17 protein-coding genes and 2 pseudogenes are annotated in these 18,341 nt (G+C 55.0%); 13 read left to right on the top strand and 6 right to left on the bottom strand.

All coding sequences use genetic code 11. The features are described from left to right. The 3 genes from repA to DHN60_RS22855 all read left to right on the top strand — a co-directional run. Nucleotides 1-1,066, top strand: a 1,066-nt coding sequence (repA, locus tag DHN60_RS17290; protein ID WP_108838579.1) for a plasmid partitioning protein RepA, incomplete at its 5' end; no start/stop codon positions are given. Next, nucleotides 1,056-2,045 (top strand): plasmid partitioning protein RepB, encoded by a 990-nt coding sequence (gene repB / locus DHN60_RS17285; RefSeq protein ID WP_108838578.1) that lies wholly within the window; start codon nt 1,056-1,058, stop codon nt 2,043-2,045. The genes repA and repB, both read left to right, overlap by 11 nt. A gap of 243 nt (nt 2,046-2,288) precedes the next feature. After that, a complete protein-coding gene (locus DHN60_RS22855) occupies nt 2,289-2,795 on the top strand; it encodes a helix-turn-helix domain-containing protein (protein WP_108838577.1) in 507 nt (168 codons plus the stop codon). 49 nt (nt 2,796-2,844) lie between these two features. Here DHN60_RS22855 and DHN60_RS22710 read toward each other — a convergent pair. Together DHN60_RS22710 and DHN60_RS17270 are read right to left on the bottom strand one after the other, a co-directional pair. Beyond that, nucleotides 2,845-3,021: pseudogene (locus tag DHN60_RS22710) on the bottom strand (ATP-binding protein); the annotation flags it as partial. A gap of 203 nt (nt 3,022-3,224) precedes the next feature. After that, nucleotides 3,225-3,950: a metallophosphoesterase family protein gene (locus DHN60_RS17270; protein WP_108838576.1), complete on the bottom strand. Its 726-nt coding sequence runs from the start codon at nt 3,948-3,950 to the stop codon at nt 3,225-3,227. Between the two features lie 132 nt (nt 3,951-4,082). On the opposite strand from DHN60_RS17270, the gene DHN60_RS17265 reads away from it, so the two are divergent. The 10 genes and pseudogenes from DHN60_RS17265 (at nt 4,083) to DHN60_RS17225 (ending at nt 14,134) form a co-directional block, all read left to right on the top strand. After that, nucleotides 4,083-6,194: a YjbH domain-containing protein gene (locus DHN60_RS17265; protein ID WP_108838575.1), complete on the top strand. Its 2,112-nt coding sequence runs from the start codon at nt 4,083-4,085 to the stop codon at nt 6,192-6,194. Then, the gene (locus tag DHN60_RS17260) at nt 6,191-6,835 is read left to right on the top strand and encodes a YjbF family lipoprotein (RefSeq protein WP_108838574.1); all 645 of its coding nucleotides are present in this window, start codon (nt 6,191-6,193) and stop codon (nt 6,833-6,835) included. Before DHN60_RS17265 ends, DHN60_RS17260 begins: the two co-directional genes overlap by 4 nt. Before the next feature lie 12 nt (nt 6,836-6,847). Next, the gene (locus DHN60_RS17255; protein ID WP_199913695.1) at nt 6,848-8,209 is read left to right on the top strand and encodes a polysaccharide biosynthesis/export family protein; all 1,362 of its coding nucleotides are present in this window, start codon (nt 6,848-6,850) and stop codon (nt 8,207-8,209) included. An 18-nt stretch (nt 8,210-8,227) separates the two neighbouring features. Next, nucleotides 8,228-9,652, top strand: a complete 1,425-nt coding sequence (locus DHN60_RS17250; RefSeq protein WP_108838573.1) for a mannose-1-phosphate guanylyltransferase/mannose-6-phosphate isomerase — start codon at nt 8,228-8,230, stop codon at nt 9,650-9,652. A gap of 448 nt (nt 9,653-10,100) precedes the next feature. Next, the gene (locus DHN60_RS17245; RefSeq protein ID WP_108838572.1) at nt 10,101-10,778 is read left to right on the top strand and encodes a sugar transferase; all 678 of its coding nucleotides are present in this window, start codon (nt 10,101-10,103) and stop codon (nt 10,776-10,778) included. 151 nt (nt 10,779-10,929) lie between these two features. Then, complete coding sequence (locus DHN60_RS17240) at nt 10,930-11,316, top strand: transposase (RefSeq protein ID WP_108838571.1); 387 nt, start codon at nt 10,930-10,932, stop codon at nt 11,314-11,316. After that, entirely contained in the window at nt 11,313-11,666 is a 354-nt protein-coding gene (tnpB, locus tag DHN60_RS17235; protein WP_108838570.1) for an IS66 family insertion sequence element accessory protein TnpB, read from the top strand. The genes DHN60_RS17240 and tnpB overlap by 4 nt, the downstream gene beginning before the upstream one ends. A 55-nt stretch (nt 11,667-11,721) precedes the next feature. Further along, nucleotides 11,722-13,230 (top strand): annotated as a pseudogene (locus DHN60_RS17230) (IS66 family transposase). 46 nt (nt 13,231-13,276) lie between these two features. Next, nucleotides 13,277-13,417: a hypothetical protein gene (locus DHN60_RS22370; RefSeq protein WP_159089271.1), complete on the top strand. Its 141-nt coding sequence runs from the start codon at nt 13,277-13,279 to the stop codon at nt 13,415-13,417. A gap of 96 nt (nt 13,418-13,513) precedes the next feature. Further along, nucleotides 13,514-14,134: a VPLPA-CTERM sorting domain-containing protein gene (locus tag DHN60_RS17225; RefSeq protein WP_159089270.1), complete on the top strand. Its 621-nt coding sequence runs from the start codon at nt 13,514-13,516 to the stop codon at nt 14,132-14,134. Between the two features lie 425 nt (nt 14,135-14,559). On the opposite strand, the gene DHN60_RS17220 is transcribed toward DHN60_RS17225, so the two are convergent. From DHN60_RS17220 to DHN60_RS17205, 4 genes are read right to left on the bottom strand one after another with little or no spacing between them, the layout of a single operon-like run. Further along, nucleotides 14,560-15,495, bottom strand: a complete 936-nt coding sequence (locus DHN60_RS17220) for a sulfotransferase domain-containing protein (RefSeq protein WP_159089269.1) — start codon at nt 15,493-15,495, stop codon at nt 14,560-14,562. Between the two features lie 4 nt (nt 15,496-15,499). Further along, a complete protein-coding gene (locus DHN60_RS17215; protein WP_108838567.1) occupies nt 15,500-16,435 on the bottom strand; it encodes a sulfotransferase in 936 nt (311 codons plus the stop codon). Between the two features lie 9 nt (nt 16,436-16,444). Beyond that, on the bottom strand, nt 16,445-17,485 hold the full coding sequence (locus tag DHN60_RS17210) for a sulfotransferase (RefSeq protein WP_108838566.1): 1,041 nt from the start codon (nt 17,483-17,485) through the stop codon (nt 16,445-16,447). Further along, a complete protein-coding gene (locus tag DHN60_RS17205; RefSeq protein ID WP_234423684.1) occupies nt 17,482-18,273 on the bottom strand; it encodes a hypothetical protein in 792 nt (263 codons plus the stop codon). Before DHN60_RS17205 ends, DHN60_RS17210 begins: the two co-directional genes overlap by 4 nt. Nucleotides 18,274-18,341 lie beyond the last annotated feature (68 nt).

Here is an 18,341-nt window from a genome sequence, read left to right as displayed (position 1 = left end):
AAGAGACAGGGGTGAGGTCGCGGACCTTCTCGGGGTCAAGGACGCATACCTGCGCAAACTGCACCTGGATGGCCGTGGCCCCGAACCTGAAATTCGCGCAGGCGGGCGGCGGCACTACACGCCGCAGGATATCCTCAGCTTGCGGCAAATGCTCGAAAAAGGGGCAAAATCCCCCGGCACCTATCTGCCCGGCCGTCGGGACGACAACCACCTGCAAGTGATCACCGTGATCAACTTCAAGGGCGGGTCAGGCAAGACGACGACGGCCGCCCACCTCGCCCAGAAAATGGCGCTGGACGGGTACCGCGTGCTGGCGATTGACCTTGATCCGCAGGCGTCGTTTTCCGCGCTGCACGGGTTCCAGCCGGAATTCGACCTGCTGGATGGCGGCACAATTTACGACGCGATCCGCTATGACGATCCCGTTCCGATCCAAAGCCTGATCCGCAAAACCTATTTCACCAATCTCGACCTGATCCCCGGCAATCTCGACCTGATGGAGTTCGAACACGAAACGCCGCGGGCGCTGGCCGCGCGCGAAGGGGCGATGTTCTTTACCCGCGTGGGAACGGCGCTGGCCGAGGTGGAAAATGACTACGACGTGGTGATCATCGACTGCCCCCCGCAACTGGGGTTCCTCACGATGTCCGCGCTTTCTGCGGCCACTGCCGTGCTGGTCACGGTACATCCGCAAATGCTCGACGTGATGTCGATGTGCCAGTTTCTGCTGATGACATCGAACCTGCTTGGGGTCGTGGCCGATGCCGGGGGTGACATGTCTTACGACTGGCTGCGCTACGTGGTGACGCGCTACGAACCCGGGGACGGGCCGCAGAACCAGATGGTGACCTTCATGCGCTCGCTCTTTGGTGATCATGTGCTCAACAACACGGTGCTCAAATCCACCGCCATCTCGGACGCCGGGATCACAAAACAGACTCTATACGAGGTGGAAAAGGGCCAATTCACCCGCACGACCTATGACCGCGCAATGGAATCTATCAACGCGGTCAACGGTGAGATTGAACAGCTGGTGCAAACCGCATGGGGGCGCAATGGCACGTAAAAACCTGCTCGAAGGGTTGATGGCCGAAGGGGCCAAACCCGCCGACATCACACCCGCCGCCAAACGCCCGCTCAAAGGGGCGATCGGGGCGGTCAGCCAATCCATTGAGGCGCTCAAAGCACGCGCTTTGCTGGACATCGATCCGTTCCTGATTGACGCGGGTGGTTTGCAAGACCGGCTGGAAACCGACGACGGCGAAGATGCCGCACTCCTCGCCTCGATCCGTGACTATGGCCAACAGGTGCCCGTCCTCGTGCGGCCTCACCCCGAAGACCCCGAGCGCTATCAGATCGTGTATGGCCGCCGCCGCGTGCTGGCGATGCGCGACCTTGGCAAACCGGTCAAGGCGCTGCTGCGCGAGCTTGATGACAGCGCCCTCATCATGGCGCAGGGGCAAGAGAACAATGCACGCCGCGGCCTTTCCTTCATCGAAAAGGCAAACTTTGCAGCCCAGATGCGCGATGGCGGCTATGACCGTACCGCGATCTGCGATGCGCTGGCCATCGACAAGACTGTGGTGTCGCGGATGTTGCAAATCGTCGACCGAATTGGCGGCGAGCTGATCAACACAATCGGGGCCGCCCCAGCGGTTGGGCGGGACCGATGGAACGCGCTGGCGGGCAAGCTTGAGGTCGGAGACACAGACGCCGAAACCATGATTGAAATGGTCGCGGTCAAGGCAACCTCGGAAAGCGACAGCAACGAGCGTTTTGAAATCGCCATCCGAACCGGAGACGAACTGGATCCGGTCGCGCTCAAACATACGGATACGGATGGTCTGCCCAGACCCCGCGCCAGCCGGCGCACGATCATGGGGGCCGTTTCTGGCGCTCCGATTGCGCGCGCTATGCTGGGACATGACAAGGTTGTCCTCACCCTGCCCCGCGAAGGCGGGTTCGAGGATTGGCTTGTCGAACACCTTTCCGATCTTCACCAGCACTGGGTTCAAACTCAGGCTGATGATGAGCAAGAGCAGTAAATTAACAACAGGAGGCACGAGACAGGCATAGCCGGATAAAAACAAAGCCCCCCAGATCATAACGACCCGAGAGGCTCCGATTTGGTTCTAACACCTCCGAATCTACGCGCTCTATGAGTCGGCTGTCAACAACACCTGGCGGGTGAACGGCACTTTTTTGCCTTGTGAACAGCTTATGGAACGACTTGTAACAACGCCCTTTGGGCAGCGGCCGGTGACGGCTGGCCTGTTAAAGGCAGCGGCGTGCTCGAAGCATTGCTGAGCTTTCATCCCGAAAAGATGCTGGGCGGAAATGCCGACATGGTGGTCTTTCCCTCCAACCGAGCTTTGACAGAACGCTGTCTGCCCACCTGCGCCGGAGGCCATCGTCTTGATGGACCAAAGGCCAATCATCCACTAACTTTCAATTTGGACCACTCAGGTGGGGCTGCTCAGCAATGCAGAGGCCGAAGCAAACTTCGATGCTTTCATGCGATTCCACGCCTCTACCAGCCAAGAAAACTTAGCCGAAAACTCCGGGTTCAAACGATCCAATTTTCCGCTGTCAGTGCACGTGCCCGCGTCTGTGGAAAATGGTTTCTAGTTAGAACTTTTTGGTTATGCCCGAGGTCAATACTTTTGGGTACAGACTTCAAGTTTTTGGTTTCTTTTGTACGAAGTAATCGGGGGAGGACGCAGAATTTAGTTTTTCTCATTGGAGCAAACCAACCGACTTCTGATCGGTCGCTGTTGAAGGTCGTTCAGAACTGACCCGGTGTTATCACCGAGATCTGACTCACCTTAAATTTTGTAAAGGCGACTATACTTTGTTCAATGTGGTGGCCTTCTTTGATGTTTTCTCCACGGCCTCTGAAACGGCTTTGAAACAGTAACGGTTGTTGCCGATCTCGAGGATGTGGCAACGGTTTGTAAGCCTGTCGAGCAGTGCTGTTGTAATATTTGCGCCGCCGAGGACCTGGGCCCATTCACTGAAGCTGAACAAACGAAAAGAGAAACTGCTAGCTGAGTGCAGAAAAGCCGTCGACGAGCACTTCGTTACAATGTATCTTTTAGCGCGCGACTGCCCCATGCGAGTGCAATGCGACGATGACATCGAGCGAGCGATGCAAAAGATCCGCGACGACAGAGCTGGCGAGCGTCGGGGGCTTTGGGTGTGTCGCGATCTCAAACGCCGCTCACTCAGGTGATTGTCTCGAATGTCGTCTTGCCTGGTTCGATCAGTGCAGCCGTCAAGCGCCCGGTCGCGTAGGCACCGGTGTCTATTGAAATACGGCCGCGGGTGGCGGTTGGTTCCGCAACGATCGTGTGTCCATGAACGATCCAAACGCCATCTGTCCTTGTGGCCTTTGCAAAGTCCGGGTGGCCCCAGTGCAAGACTTTTTCAGTTTGATTTTCTATACTTTGCGCAGGGTCGGCGCCTGCATGGACAACAGCCACATTGCCAGATTGCCAACACTTTGGCAGTCTTTTCATCCATGTGATCAGGTCTGGGCCCATTGCGTCTTGCAACTGATCACGCGCCTGCGCCATCGCGTCGGCGCTACTGGTTTCGGTCACACCGGCAACGCCGAAGCTGGCCAGCGTTTGCAATCCCCCATAGCGCAGCCAACGCGCCCCAGAACCTGCTGGGTCCTTCAGGAAATCCAGCATCATCTCTTCGTGGTTGCCGGACAGGCAGATGATGTCCGGGCGTGCGTGCAGCAGGCGCAATACTTCTGCACTGTTGTCGCCGCGATCAACGTAGTCGCCTACACAGACCAGCGGGTCGCCGGGTTCAAGGCCTAGGTAACGCTCGAGTAAATCCACGCATCCATGAATGTCGCCGACAGCAATGAACGGGCTTTCAGGGGCTGTTGCCGGAAAGTCCGAGCTAGCAACAAATCGCCTAAAGAGCCTTTTGAACATGCGTATTTCTCGGGTAAGTGATGTTTCAGTAGAGGCGCAACCTGTCTTAAAATCATAGGCGTAGTGGATTGGGAAGTGAAGGCTTCCACCTTTGGTTGATATACGGGTTTTGAGTAGTGAGAAAGGCAGCCAATGAAGCTGCGATATTTGGCAGTATTTTACGGTTGCCTTGGCCTCGCCGCTGCTGAGCCTGTCGGCGCGCAAACACTCTCGACATTTGGCACCCCTGGTTTGATCGACTTGCCGACGGCTCAAGTGCTTGAGGACGGTGAAGTCGCGCTGACGACCAATTACTTCGGAAACAATACGAGGAACACGCTTACCTTTCAGGTTCTCCCTCGCGTGTATGGATCGTTCCGGTACAGCATTCTTCGAAACTTTAATGAAGGGTCGCCAACCGCGCCTGAAAACTTTTATGATCGCAGTTTTGATGTTCACTTTCAAATGGCGTTTGAAACTGAGACCACACCTGGTCTGGCCTTTGGATTGCGCGATTTTGGTGGCACCGGGCGCCTTTCGAGCGAATACGTCGTAGCTACAAAAAGCTTTGGTGATCGCTTTACGGTCACCGGGGGCATGGGTTGGGGCCGGTTGGCTCAGCGGGGAGAGTTTCGTAATCCGCTGTCGTATATCTTTGATTCGTTTCGAACCCGCCCTGAACCTCGCGGAATTGAAGAAACCGGGCAGCTCGACACTGGCGCTTGGTTTCGGGGCCCAGCCGCGATTTTTGCGGGTGTAGAGTATCAGGCGACCGACCGGCTGAGCTTTCAGCTGGAATATTCAACTGATGCTTACGATGACGAAGTCGAACGCGGTCTGGTCGACATCGAATCGCCCTTCAACGTCGGCCTCAACTACACTTTTTCCAGTGGTTCCAACCTGCGCGCCTTCGTCATCGGTGGTCGGGAAATCGGCCTTCAATACAGCTATGTCTTCAATCCAAAAAACCCTCGGGCCCCGGGTGGATTTGACAAAGCGCCGTTGCCCATCGGCAATCGCAGTGAAGCCACTTTGGCGGATATGCAGTTGAGTGATCGCAAGTCGCTCACCCGTGCTCGGCAGTTGATGCAAGAGCGTTTGGAAGAAGAGGGTATGACCCTTGAAGGCTTTGTCGTTGATGGCCCGCGCGCCACGATCCGGATAGAGAACACTTTGTGGGGTATCGAGGCGCAGGCTATTGGCCGGGCGGCGCGGGTAATGGCCAATACTTTGCCCAGCAATATTGATACGTTCATCATCACCACGCAGGAGTTTGGTGTACCGAACAGCACAATTACCTTGCAACGCGATGATCTGAGGGAGTTGCAAACGGATGTTGACGGAGCGTGGCGGTCCCTGTCGCGAAGTCAGATCGAGGATGCTGATCCCGATACCCGCGATGGCGAGATTGACGGGCTTTACCCAAAGTTTTTCTACGGTTTTGGTCCCTTCACAAGATTCTCTTTCTTTGATCCGGATGAACCTTTGCGCTTCGATTTTGGTGCTCAGCTGGCAATGAGCTATCGCCCAAACCCGGGTTTGAGTTTTGATATGCTTCTTCGCCAACCTGTCATCGGCAACATTGACGAGGCGACACGACGATCGGACTCGGTTCTGCCGCGCGTCCGGTCAGATGCAGCGCTCTATGCAATAGAATCTGACCTCGAGATCAATCGCCTGACCGCCGAATATATGTTCAAGCCGCGCGAGAATGTTTTTGGCCGCGTTTCTGCAGGCTATCTCGAAGCGATGTATGCTGGCGTGTCAGGTGAACTTTTGTGGTATCCAATCGATAGCCCGTTGGCCCTTGGAGTTGAGATAAACTATGTTCGACAACGGGATTTCGACATGCTGTTTGGTTTGCAGGACTATGATGTCGTGACGGGTCACGCGTCTGCCTATTACGATTTTCGCAGTGGTTTTGTCGCACAGGTTGATGCAGGCCGCTATCTTGCGGGCGATTGGGGTGCCACGCTGGGAATCGATCGAGAGTTCAACAACGGGTTCAAGATTGGCGGCTATTTCACACTGACGGATGTGTCGTTTGAAGACTTTGGCGAAGGCTCCTTCGACAAAGGAATCCGGATGACTATTCCACTGTCATGGTTGACGGGGAAACCGTCCCGAGAAAATTATGGCCGCACGATTCAGCCGGTTACCCGTGATGGTGGCGCGCGGTTGTTTGTTGCAAATCGTCTCTATGGAGTGACCCGGGACAACCGTGCAATCGGGTTGAACAACGGCTGGGGGCGCTTTTACCGATGATACCGCGCTTTGGACATGTCGTTGCGTTGCTGTTGGCATTGGTCGGCTGCGGCGACGTCCTCGACGAAAGCAGTGCGCTTGGCCAGGCGAATTTGGCTTTACGGCCTGAACAGGCCAGTATTTCGCCTCGGTTTATCTCATTGTTTCAAGCGAAAGCTCCTGTACTGCAAGTCGGCTTTGTAGATCTGGAAACCAACGGGAACCTGTTGCTGGAACGGCAAAATGGTGAATTTGCGTATTGGATCAGCCCCGAAGGTGCACAGCTCACTCTGCAATCGGGAATTCTGCACAGTACTCGCGGTTTCGGCGAAGGATTGCTTGCTTCGGAGCTTTCGGAGCCATTGGAGTTGGTGCTTGGCATGCGATCAGGCTGGTCGGATCGGTTCCACACCTATCTGGATGGGGAAGAGCGTGCTGTCACACGCACTTATCGCTGCCGGGTTGATAACGATGGCGCACGGGAGATTGACCTTTTTGGGACTCCAGTCGATACGCGCCTTATGCGTGAAAGTTGCCGAAGCCTCGATCAGGAGTTCGTAAACTTGTACTGGGTGGCACCATCGCGTGGCTCTATTATACTGTCCCGGCAATGGGCGGGCCCAGTCGTCGGTGCAATTTCGACGCGTATTGTACCGGAATGAAGGAGACTTAGGATGCTGAAGTACATCATAGCGGCGGCTGCTTTGGTGGCAGTTTCAAGCTGCGGTACGATTTATCGCTCGTCTTCGGTACAATCAGGCCCGGCGGGCGGAACCAATGTGCGGGTTGTGCCCATGAACGGCGAAACGGTCGTTTTGGCCAACCGTTCGCCCTATAATCCCAAGACATTGCCTGCCGTGTTCTCGTTGACAGCCGGCGGGGGGTCGGGGCTGCGCGGCGCAGGCGCGTTGCCTGAACCTACATTCGATCTTGAGGCGCGCCCCGGTGATCTTGAATTGCGCATTCCTCCAGCCGCAAATCCCGGCCCTTACGAAATCGGCATCGGCGACGTGGTTCTGTTTTCAACCCCAAGCTCTGGTTCAACCGTCGAAGAATTATCCGGTTTGCTTGCGGCGCAAAACTCCCGGCAAGGTTATACAGTGCAGGACGACGGGTCAGTCAATATTCCGAATGTGGGCCGGGTGCGCATTGCGGGGCTGACCATCGAGTCCGCCGAAGATGTTCTGTTTCAGCGCCTTGTTGAAAATCAGTTCGATCCGACTTTCAGCCTCGAAATTGCCGAGTTCAATTCCCGCAAAGTGTCGATCGGGGGTGCGGTCGGCACGCCTGCCGTTGTGCCAATTGGGCTGACACCTCTGTTCCTTGGCGACGCGTTGGCGGCTGCGGGCAGTGTGACAGTGCCGGATCAGGATTTTGCTTCGGTGCGCATCTATCGTGACGGCACGCTTTATCAGATCCCACTTACGACGCTCTACAGCCGTGCCAATCTTTTGCGCACGCGGCTGGTTGATGGCGACGCGGTTTTTGTCGACACGGAATATGAACTCGATCAGGCCGAAACATATTTCCAGCAGCAAATCCTGCTGTCAGACGCACGCCGACAAGCGCGTAACACTGCGATTGTAGAACTGCAATTTGAGGTCAACACACGCCGAGCAGAACTGACAGAGGCACGAACAAACTACGAGCTACGTCAGGAGCTTGGCGCAGATAATCGTGATTATGTGTATTTGACGGGGGAAGTGCGGACGCAGACCCGCTATGCTTTGCCATTCGAGCGCACCGCCAATCTGGCGGATGCGTTGTTTGACAACGCGCGTGGGGTCACGGTTGAATCCGGTGACATTTCGCAAATCTATGTGTTGCGCGCGTCGCAAGACCCTCGGGAATTTGGGGCTGTCACGGCATGGCATCTGGACGCGCGAAACGCCGCAAACTTTGCCTTGATGACAAATTTTGAGATGCGCCCAGATGATGTCGTATTTATTGCACAGCAACCGATTACGACATGGAACCGGGCCGTATCTCAGATATTGCCATCATTGATCAATACTGCGCGCTTTGCGACGGACTGAGTTTAGAGGACCTGACAGATGACGATTACACCGGTTCTGCTGTGCGGCGGCTCGGGCACACGGCTTTGGCCGCTGTCTCGCAAAAGCTATCCAAAACAATTTGTGCCGCTTCTGGGTGAGCAGACGCTGTTTCAGGCTTCGGCAGAGCGGTTGCGATCTTTTGAAAAACTGTTGGTGATCACCGGATCTGATTTCCGCTTTATTGTGACCGAACAACTTGCCGCTCTTGGCATTGATCCGGGCGCGATCCTGATCGAGCCCGAGGGGCGCAATACGGCGCCCGCCGTTTTGGCCGCCGCGCTTTATCTTGACGCAACGGACCCCGAAGCGGTCATGTTGGTTTGTCCTTCTGATCACCTGATTCCAGACAGTGCCGACTTTCATGCTGCTGCTATGACCGCTTTGGACGTCGCCCGGACTGGACAGCTGGTTACGTTCGGAATCAAGCCGACCTATCCCGAAACGGGCTACGGCTATCTTGAACTGGAAAAAGCCAGTGACGGCCACCCTGCCCCCCTGTCCCGCTTTGTGGAAAAGCCTGACGCAGAAACCGCAGCCACACTTGTGGCATCAGGCCGGCACATGTGGAACGCAGGGATTTTCATGTTCAAGGCGTCTGCCATTATTGATGCGTTCAAGGCGCATGCACCCAACCTGATCGCCCCGGTGACCGAGGCGGTGGACAGCGCCGAGGCCGACCTTGGGTTCCTGCGCCTCGCACCAGCGGCTTGGTCCAAGGTCGAAGATATCTCGATTGATTACGCTGTGATGGAACGTGCCGACAACCTGTCCGTTGTTCCCTACACCAGTGCATGGTCTGACCTTGGGGGATGGGATGCCGTGTTGCGGGAAAGCCCGCAGGACGATCGCGGTGTGGCCACCCATGGTCATGCTACGGCTATCGACTGCGATGCGACGCTGCTTCGTTCCGAAAGCGACGAAATGGCGCTTGTGGGAATTGGCCTCAAGAACATAGTCGCCATTGCGATGAACGATGCCGTCCTTGTCGCTGATACTTCCCGCGGACAGGATGTCAAACTGGCTGTCAAATCACTGAAAGCGCAAGGTGCATTGCAGGCCGAGCAGTTCCCCAAGGATCACCGCCCTTGGGGCTGGTTTGAAAGCCTCGTTATTGGCAATCGGTTTCAGGTCAAACGGATCGTCGTCCACCCCGGTGCGGCACTGAGCCTGCAAAGTCACCATCACCGCGCAGAGCATTGGATTGTTGTTGAAGGCACCGCCAAGGTGACAGTGGATGAAGAGGTCAAACTGATCAGCGAAAACCAATCTGTCTATATCCCACTAGGTGCTGTGCACCGCATGGAGAACCCCGGCAAAGTGCCTATGGTTATTATTGAGGTACAAACAGGTTCGTATCTGGGTGAGGATGACATCATTCGGTACGAGGACGTGTATTCTCGTGGGCAAGGTGCCAAGGGATAGCCAGCGAACAAGCGCGCTAAGAAACAGCTTCGTTTCTACCCCTTTCCCGGCGGTCAATGCACAGAACGGAAAAGGCGTCAGATTGCATTTGCAGCTAAGTCCAGATGTTCCCAGCAAAGGTGCGGTGATTCTCTTTTGGCGAGAATGTATGGGGTGGCTCTGCTGCCCACGCGAGTATTTTTCGTAACCATTGCGTAATTTGGCTGCAGATACGCGCTCACACAATCACAGCAGTAGAAACAGGCCACGATATTGATATAAAATTACTTTTTAGATATCCTCAACTTTAGCTTTAACTTTCAGCGCACAAAATTTTAGCTGCGACTGCAGAATGACCTCGCCCAACAAACCAATTTACAAAGGCTCCATTTGCTGCGATGCGAAAAATTCAGTAAAAATAAAAATGATGTAAAACTGCGCGGTAAGACTGCCTCAGGGGCCTGAAAATTTGAAATATGAAGACATATCTGGGGTCGGAGCAGATGCTATCGCACTTCCAAAGACCGAAAATGTTGGCTGGTATGAGCGCTTTGGAAAGCGCGTTCTTGATATTGCTCTTGCTTTGGTGCTGTTCCCCCTGCTTGCCCCTGTGGTTGCAGTCCTTTGGATGATTGCACGTGCCGAAGGTGGCTCTGGATTCTATGGTCATCAGCGAATCGGGCAACATGGATCGAAATTTAAGTGCTGGAAAATCCGTTCGATGGTGCAAGACGCGAATGAACGTCTTCGCGACTTACTCGAATCCGACCCGGACGCTCGCGCGGAATGGGATTACGATCAAAAGCTGACCAACGACCCCAGAATAACACGTTTTGGCTCATTCATGCGCAGGACCAGCTTGGATGAGCTGCCACAAATCATCAACGTACTGCGCGGAGAAATGAGCTTTGTCGGGCCGCGTCCCGTCATTGAAGAGGAACTGGCTCGCTATGGGGCGAACAGAGCGGCTTATCTGCAGTGCAAACCGGGGATAACTGGGATTTGGCAACTGTCTGGCCGAAACGAAGCTTCTTACGCGCAACGCGTTGAATTTGATGCAGAATATTCTGAGAATATATCTCTTGCATTGGACATCTCGTTGATCGCCCGAACTCCAGCAAGTGTACTAATCCCGACAGGCAAGTAGTGAGAGTCTGTCAAGGTGATTGTGCCTTGAAGCGAGGCAATCGTTTTACAGACTATCACTTGATAGCGGTAAGCGGTGCGGTGCCCCCACACTTTCGAGCTGACGCTTGATCTGCGATTCAGAGGCTTCTTTGGTTTGAGGGAGTTTTTCGATGGGAGCTACAAGCGAGTTTCTGGCAAGGGTGCCACGCCGTGCAGACGGCAAACGGAATTGGCCATCGGAGTTGAAGGCTCGGATCGTAGCGGAGACGTTGATTGAGGGCGAGACGGTCAACGCGGTTGCCAAGCGGTATGAGCTGATCCCCAGCACAGTGTCAGATTGGCGGCGGATGGCGCGGCAGGGCAAGCTGGTTCTGCCAAATTTGGACGGCATGGATTTTGTACCGGTTGAGATTGAAGCGCCTGCGCCCGTGCTCCAGCCTCTTCCTGTCACCTCTTCTGGCACGATTGATGTGATCAAAGGCGATGTCACCGTTCGTCTTGATGCGGCGACGCCAGCGGCGCGGATCGGCGCTATCACGCGGGCTTTGGCGACGTGATCACGCCATCCCACAAGGTGCGGATTTTTGTGGCCAGTGATCCGGTGGACTTCCGCAAGGGCCATGACGGGCTGGCCGCCTTGGAGCAAAGCCAATTGCGCCAGAAGCCTTTTGATGGATCGGTCTATGTGTTCCGTGCCAAGCGTGCGGATCGGCTGAAGCTGATCTACTGGGACGGTAGCGGGCTCGTGATGGCCTACAAACGGCTTGAGGATAACAGCTTCACATGGCCTGCGATCAGGAACGGTGTGATGCGTCTGGAACCGGCCCAGTTTGAGGCACTCTTTGCGGGTTTGGATTGGCGGCGCGTGCGCCCTTTGGAGGTAGCGGCTCCGGCTGCGGCGGAGTGACTCACAGGGGCGTTTGTGCGAGTCATTCTGCCCCTGTTTTGTTATGGCATCGGGCATGACCGCACCTGATGAATTACCTGACGACATTGCCGAGCTGAAGGCGATCATCCGTGCGCAACAGGATCAGAATGCGCGGCTTGAGGCCTTGGTGGCCTCGTTCAAAAAGGCGCTCTTTGGGACCAAATCCGAGAAGATTGACCCAGCCCAGTATGAGCTGGAATTCGAAGATATCGAGACCGCCATCGCGCAGGTGGAAGCTGAGATTGATGCAGACGAACGGACTGCCCCCTTGCGGTCCCCAAAGCCGCGCCAAACCAACCGGGGGTCACTGCCCAAGCACCTGGAACGGGTTGAGGTGGTCATTGAGCCCAAGCGCGCCTGCGGATGTGGAACTAAGCGTCATGTCATAGGCGAAGATGTCAGCGAACGGCTAGACATCGTCCCCGCCCAGTTCCGGGTGATTGTCACCCGCCGTCCCAAATATGCCTGCCGATCCTGCGAAGCTGGCATCGTGCAAGCACCCGCCAAACCGCGCTTGATCGAAGGTGGCATGCCAACCGAGGCGACAATCGCCAGCGTGATCGTCTCAAAGTATGCCGATCACCTGCCGTTGTATCGCCAAAGCCAAATCTATGCGCGTCAGGGCGTCAACATCGACCGTTCCACCTTGGCCTTTTGGGTCGGCAAAGCGGCCCATGAGTTGAAGCCTGTTCATGACGCGCTGCTGGATCATCTCAAAACAAGTTCAAAGCTGTTCATGGATGAGACGCCCGCGCCGGTCCTCAATCCGGGAAGCGGCAAGACAAAGAAGGGTTACTTTTGGGCACTCGCGCGCGATGACCGTGCTTGGAACGGGCTAGAACCGCCCGGCGTCGTGTTTACCTACGCACCGGGGCGGTCTGGCAAATACGCATCAGAGATATTGCAGGGCTTCGGTGGCATTCTGCAGGTCGACGGCTATGCCGGATACAACCGCGTGCTTGATTTGCGTGACGATTACCCGATTGGGCTGGCTTATTGCTGGGCGCATGCGCGTCGCAAGCTATAAGAGCTGACCCACAACAACGTGGCTCCTATCGCTGATGAAGGGCTCAAGCAGATCGCAGCCCTGTACCGGATCGAGGCACAGACGCGTGGCGCATCTGCCCAAGAACGCCTGGCAATCCGGCAGCAAAAGTCCGAACCCAAAATCAAAACGTTCAAATCTTGGCTGGATCAAGCCAGGTCACAGGTATCTGCCAAATCCCCAACCGGCGAGGCCCTCAAATACATAACCAAATACTGGAACGGGCTGATCCTGTTCCTGACCGATGGCCGCATCGAGATGGACAGCAATGCCGTGGAACGGACCATCCGCCCGATTGCCCTCCAGCGAAAGAACGCGCTCTTTGCCGGTCACGACACAGGTGCCCAAAACTGGGCCATGCTCGCGTCGCTTATCGAAACCTGCAAACTGAACCAGATCGAGCCGCATACCTATCTGACCGGCGTCCTCACAGCCATCGTCAATGGCCATAAGCAGAAGGACATCGATCAGCTGCTACCGTGGAACTTCAAAGGCTGAAGCAACGCTTACTGATAGCGACGCTTTCGCGTTGACGACTTTTCCGATGCTGATCAAAAAACGTGCCTTATCAACTTGGCAGGATGTTGCTGATGGGCGTCGCAAGAAAAAACGCGACGGGCATCCCCGATGCAGGTCTTTTGAAAAAGTAACAAAACAAAGTATTCAGCAAGCCTTTGCCGATTGACCTTGCAAAACGGGGTCGTGAACGCGTAGAAAAGGGTAGTGGAAATTGCACTGACAGAGTGCAAAGTAAAGTTGCCGCCCGAATGTAAGGTAAAAAATGATGTTTAAACGTTCCATAAAAGCGACCTTTTGCGCAGTGCTAGCTGTGGGGGCGATGTCCAGCGGGGCGATCGCCGCAACGGTGTTTGATTTCACCGGGGCCCTCGCAAACCTCGGGTCGACTGAAGTTTTCGCACTAGATGGGATTACACTGGATGTCTCAAGCAATGGCGGCGACATCCATCGAAACTCACACGGAATTGGTATAACAGGCGACGGAAGTAACCGGATTGAGTCATCGAGCCAGGTTCTGACGTTTGAATTTTCTGCGATAGTGAATCTTTCTGCGGGCGTTTTTTTCGAACACGGAGACGGGTCTGAAGGGTTTGACATTCGGGATGGGGACTCAAACATACTTGGTTCCTATTCAGCTTCTGGTGATGGGTCTGGAGGTCATTCGCTTGTAACCTTCTCAAACCTGAACTTGTTCGGAGACAAGTTTACAATTAACCACACATCGGGCAGTGGCATCCGCGTCAACCAAATAACAGTTAGCGCAATTCCAGCCCAACTGTCGGCCACATCGCTCAGCGCCGTCCCGTTGCCGGCTAGTTTGCCGATGGCGCTCATGGCCTTTGCTGGTTTGGGTCTCTTTAGCCGCCGTCGCAACGTGGCCTGACATACAGACAGACCTTACATTTCCAATGTAAACAGGGTTTCTTTTTGTAGGGGGCCCCGTCACTGTTCGTAAGTCACCCCTTAATCTTTGCAGGCGCGTATTAGGTCTTGACCCCTTTAAATAATGGATTTGGTTTTTGAACTGATATCATTGCTGGATGAATAGCCAATTCGGCGCTCGAGAGTATTCATCGGGCCAGCTCCGTTCGTTCTCCAATGCTAGACATTGTTTCAGGGCATGGTGCGCCCAAAGACCAGATCGAGTAAACATCGAGAACACGAGCAAGCCCGAACGCATGCGTTCGATAGCATCAAGCGGTTCTATAATTCGATGCGTCGGCACACGAACAACAGCACACTGGCTCACTTCACCCCTAACAACGGACAGCAAAACAACGACACCGAAGCTTTATAGGAAAATACGGACTAGCCAGGATGTCTTTCGTTTTGCTTCCAATCTGGCAACTCAACACCAAGAATTTCTTCTAGCCGTTCCACATCTTGGTGAAACACACTGTATAGGTTGGCCTTGACCGCATTAGGCATATCAGCCCGCTTGGCTTTGACTCGAAGTTTGCTTTTGACGGCCTCGATGAAGGCAGGCTTGTTTCGTCGCGCGTAATTGCGCAACGCCCATACGGCCGGTTGGAGCCATTTGGGGGGGCGCAACACTAAATTGGCGATGAACTCGGAGCGGTGTTTGTGCGATGCGTTCATGATCGGGAAGTCTGTTCGACCATCATCAGAAATGCCGAGAAACTCGAGCGATTTCACATACAACCCGCGCGTATCGCGTTTGAGGTCTTCCTGGAAAAGCACCAGACGACGGTTTTTGGGTACCTTGGCAAAGAAACGCTCCACTTGCTCAGGATAGCGAGCCACATCACGATACATCAGGAATTGCGGGGCAAAACAGCTGTCCGGAATGCGCTGGCCCTGAGCACGAGCTTCCTGCAGATCCCAAGCGGCTTCAAAATCTTCTTCGTCTTCATTACGCGCAAAAACTTGTTCCATGTGGAAGGCATGTGCGACTTCAACCGGATTGCGTAACAGTACGATGAACTTGGCGTCAGGGGTCATTGCCAGCGCATTGTCTATAGCCACTTCGGAGGCGAGGTAATTCGTTGACGCCTCTCCTACCGCAATGTGTTGCGCAGGATCGGCATTCTTGTACAGCGCCAGGTAGCTACTGTCGTCAGTCAGAAAGTGCTGATTTTTTAATTCGGGATAATCGGACGAAAAATAGAACGGCTCCTTTGGGTCTGTCATGAACACTTGTTCATTTTCGCCAAGGTAGTGGGCTAAAGCCGAGGTGCCGCATTTGGGTGCCCCGATGATGAAAAAATTAGGTTTCATGGACATGACCTTAGGCTTCGGCAGTGGGGGCGGCTTTCCAAGAAGACAGATCGCGCCCAGTGAGCATTTCGATTTTGGCGGTTTGAGGATCAAAGAGTGCATGCAATTCAGCCCGTCGCTCTGACGAAAGCACATCGCGTTTCATGTCCTTGATGAGGAGGCGGCGAACCAATTTTTGAGTCGCCCCACCCGAGCGCAGCAAATGCTTGACCGGACGTACAAGTGGCGCAAAGGCTGCGGGTGGCGATTGATAGAAATTGGCTAAGCCCGGAAAACGATGGGTCCGCGAAGACTTAGACGGGCCATGATCGACCAAAGGCTCAAACTCCAACCCAAGAAACGCGAGAATTTCAGCGTAAACCGCTTCAGTGTTCCTTTGTAGATCCTCAACAAAACCGACCCAAAGTTGGTCTTTGGGAATCTGAGACATGGCGCGTTCCAATTGATCCCCCAACATATCCTGTCGCGCGTACGACAACCGCACTGGATCGGGGCACTGCTTAGGCACGTGTTCGCCCCTCGCCCGTGCATCCTGCAATTGCCAAGCGGTCCAGAAATCAGGTTCGTCCTCGTTCATTGCAAAGCGCTGCTCTTGATGCAGCGATTGCACCTGATCCACAGGGTTGCGCAGCATGACCAGGAAACGGGCATTGGGATTGAACTTCAATATTTCCGCCACAGCAACTTCTGAAAACATGTGGATGACGGACCCATCAAGAAGATGGGTCTTGCTGTTCGGCGCCTTTGCAAAAAGCGCAAGATAGTCATCGATGCTTGTTAGATTGGTCACATCGGACTTTGACACCAAATCATGGGACCAGAACCCTGTTTCCTTGGGATAAGGCAAAAAAATTCGCGAATGAGTCTCGAGGGCGCGCACCACAGTAGTGGTTCCACATTTGGGTGCGCCTATTAGAAAGACATTGGGCTTTGCAGAGCGTTTCATTTAGGTCCTTCACCTTGGGTTGCGGCGCATGTTTTCGATGCGAAAGAGCACCTGAGTCGGGCTTTTGAAAGCTTCACGTACCCAGTGGATTCCGGTGCGGGCGGCGTGCTTGGCCAAAAGCAACTTGCTGACCCTGGCCTGATACGCACAGGCGGCCCGGATCTCGTCAGCGTCCGCACCGGCGGTGAAGTGGGGCCGGTAGCCAGCTTTGATCATCGCCTCACCCAAAAGCGCCTCGATGGCCATGCCCGTGCGCGCACTGATATTGGTCTTCCAGGCATCAAGACGGCTAGCGTTCGCCTCCTTGCCCACGAGCTTGTGCAGCGAGCGTTCTTTTTCTGATACGATCTGGGCCGTCGCAGGGGCAGCCCCCTTCCCTTCTGGCCCAAAGAGCAACGTAAGCAGGGGCGCTACTGTGGCCGGGTTCGCCATTACCTCTTCGTAACGCACTTGGGTCACAGGCTCGGTGAGCTGGTCCATGGCCCGACGATGCTGCAACCAGATGCGGGCTGCCTTCAGCGGATCACCTCCCGCCATTGGGCCGCCGTAGGAATAGACAGTCCGGGTGGTCATCATCGAATTTGCTACTCCACGCGGGTCGCGGAGGATCTCGAGAAACTCTGCCTCGGGCAGCACCTCGCGCAGGGCCTTTTGTTCAAAGACAACTCGTGCGTTCTTCACCAGAAAATGCGAACCCTTCAGACCATGGGCGCTGCGGTAAGCCTCAAAAAGGCCCAAAAGGAGAGCACGGCGCCCCTGCCCTGCCTGGGCGTGCGCCAGCGCCTGCAGCTGTGCCTCCGAAAGGCCCAAATTGTCCAGCTGCATGTCTCGGTCGAAAAAGGCGCGCAGCCCGGGGACATCCATGGCGCGGATCTCGTCTTCGTTGCGCCATATGATCAATAGCGGCAGCCGCGTTTCAGGGATAACCACCACGCTGGGGCGCCGCTCGGAGATGCCATTCGCGAGAAAGGTTGATCCGGATCGAGCGCAATAGATCAGAAAGGTGATCTTGTTTGGGGAATCAGAATCATGTTGCTTTGGGATGGTCATTGCGCGTCTCTTTGTCGTCCTGGGCTCATTTTGGAATGTAGCCCCAGGTGCTCATCAAACGCTTTGACCATCTGTGCCAGGCAGGCCCGCTCCTTGTCGCTAAACTCCGCCACTCCAGTGCGAAAGGTTCCTTGGGTTGTACTCACGGTCGATCGTGGCGGCCGATCCCGTTCAGAACGCAGCTTGGTTTGCCAGTCGGGATCAAGTTCGGCCAGAAACTCAAGCTCACTCAAATCATCCGCCACGACACTTTCATAGCTGACCACTACTCCTTGCCCCGGCCAACCTTCGATCAGAGGTAAATACCGGACAAACATCTGTGCCATACGCATCCGAAACTCATCACCGCCGGCCACGGCTGCTCCCAATGCGCCGAACGCCTTGGGAGATAGGCGTTCGCGTACATATGGATGGGCGGCCGAATGATGAGCCACGATTGGCATCCGGAAATAGCGCATCTGGTACCGGATTGTCTGAATTGGATGTCGAATCAAGGCTACCAAATGGGCATTGTAGGTCCGAGCATACCAATTAGCTGACCGTGGTGTGTTGGGGTTTTCAAAAACTGGAGTATGTCCGTCTTGTGCCAGACCACTGCTAGCCATGTCCATGCTAGCCGCATGCTTAAGCGCAAAGACATCATCTAGCAGCGGTCGGTTACCGTTCATCTCGGTATCGGTGAAATACAACCGCATTAACGGTTGGTGATAGAACCGTGAATAGAATGGCGCGTTGCGCTTAGTCAATGGATCCTCGATCACCACAACCGGGCTGACTCGTGCCATCATTTCGATAAGGCAGGTTGACCCACTGCGCGGCTCAAAGAGCACCGCAATAGGGCGATTGAGGAGCTTTG

This window comes from Tateyamaria sp. Alg231-49 (assembly GCF_900143535.1).
Lineage (GTDB): Bacteria > Pseudomonadota > Alphaproteobacteria > Rhodobacterales > Rhodobacteraceae > Tateyamaria.
The sequence above is the reverse complement of the archived record's forward strand: the minus strand, read 5'-3'. Positions and strand labels throughout refer to the sequence as shown.

Bases quoted from the DNA above. Each gene is read 5' to 3' on its own strand.
- DHN60_RS17260 (WP_108838574.1), top strand. From the start codon at position 6,191: ATGATACCGCGCTTTGGACATGTCGTTGCGTTGCTGTTGGCATTGGTC.
- DHN60_RS17265 (WP_108838575.1), top strand. From the start codon at position 4,083: ATGAAGCTGCGATATTTGGCAGTATTTTACGGTTGCCTTGGCCTCGCC.
- DHN60_RS17250 (WP_108838573.1), top strand. From the start codon at position 8,228: ATGACGATTACACCGGTTCTGCTGTGCGGCGGCTCGGGCACACGGCTT.
- DHN60_RS17215 (WP_108838567.1), bottom strand. From the start codon at position 16,435: ATGAAACGCTCTGCAAAGCCCAATGTCTTTCTAATAGGCGCACCCAAA.
- DHN60_RS17220 (WP_159089269.1), bottom strand. From the start codon at position 15,495: ATGTCCATGAAACCTAATTTTTTCATCATCGGGGCACCCAAATGCGGC.
- DHN60_RS22370 (WP_159089271.1), top strand. From the start codon at position 13,277: ATGCTGATCAAAAAACGTGCCTTATCAACTTGGCAGGATGTTGCTGAT.
- DHN60_RS17225 (WP_159089270.1), top strand. From the start codon at position 13,514: ATGATGTTTAAACGTTCCATAAAAGCGACCTTTTGCGCAGTGCTAGCT.
- DHN60_RS17205 (WP_234423684.1), bottom strand. From the start codon at position 18,273: ATGATGGCACGAGTCAGCCCGGTTGTGGTGATCGAGGATCCATTGACT.
- repB (WP_108838578.1), top strand. From the start codon at position 1,056: ATGGCACGTAAAAACCTGCTCGAAGGGTTGATGGCCGAAGGGGCCAAA.
- DHN60_RS17255 (WP_199913695.1), top strand. From the start codon at position 6,848: ATGCTGAAGTACATCATAGCGGCGGCTGCTTTGGTGGCAGTTTCAAGC.
- DHN60_RS17210 (WP_108838566.1), bottom strand. From the start codon at position 17,485: ATGACCATCCCAAAGCAACATGATTCTGATTCCCCAAACAAGATCACC.
- DHN60_RS17270 (WP_108838576.1), bottom strand. From the start codon at position 3,950: ATGTTCAAAAGGCTCTTTAGGCGATTTGTTGCTAGCTCGGACTTTCCG.
- DHN60_RS17240 (WP_108838571.1), top strand. From the start codon at position 10,930: ATGGGAGCTACAAGCGAGTTTCTGGCAAGGGTGCCACGCCGTGCAGAC.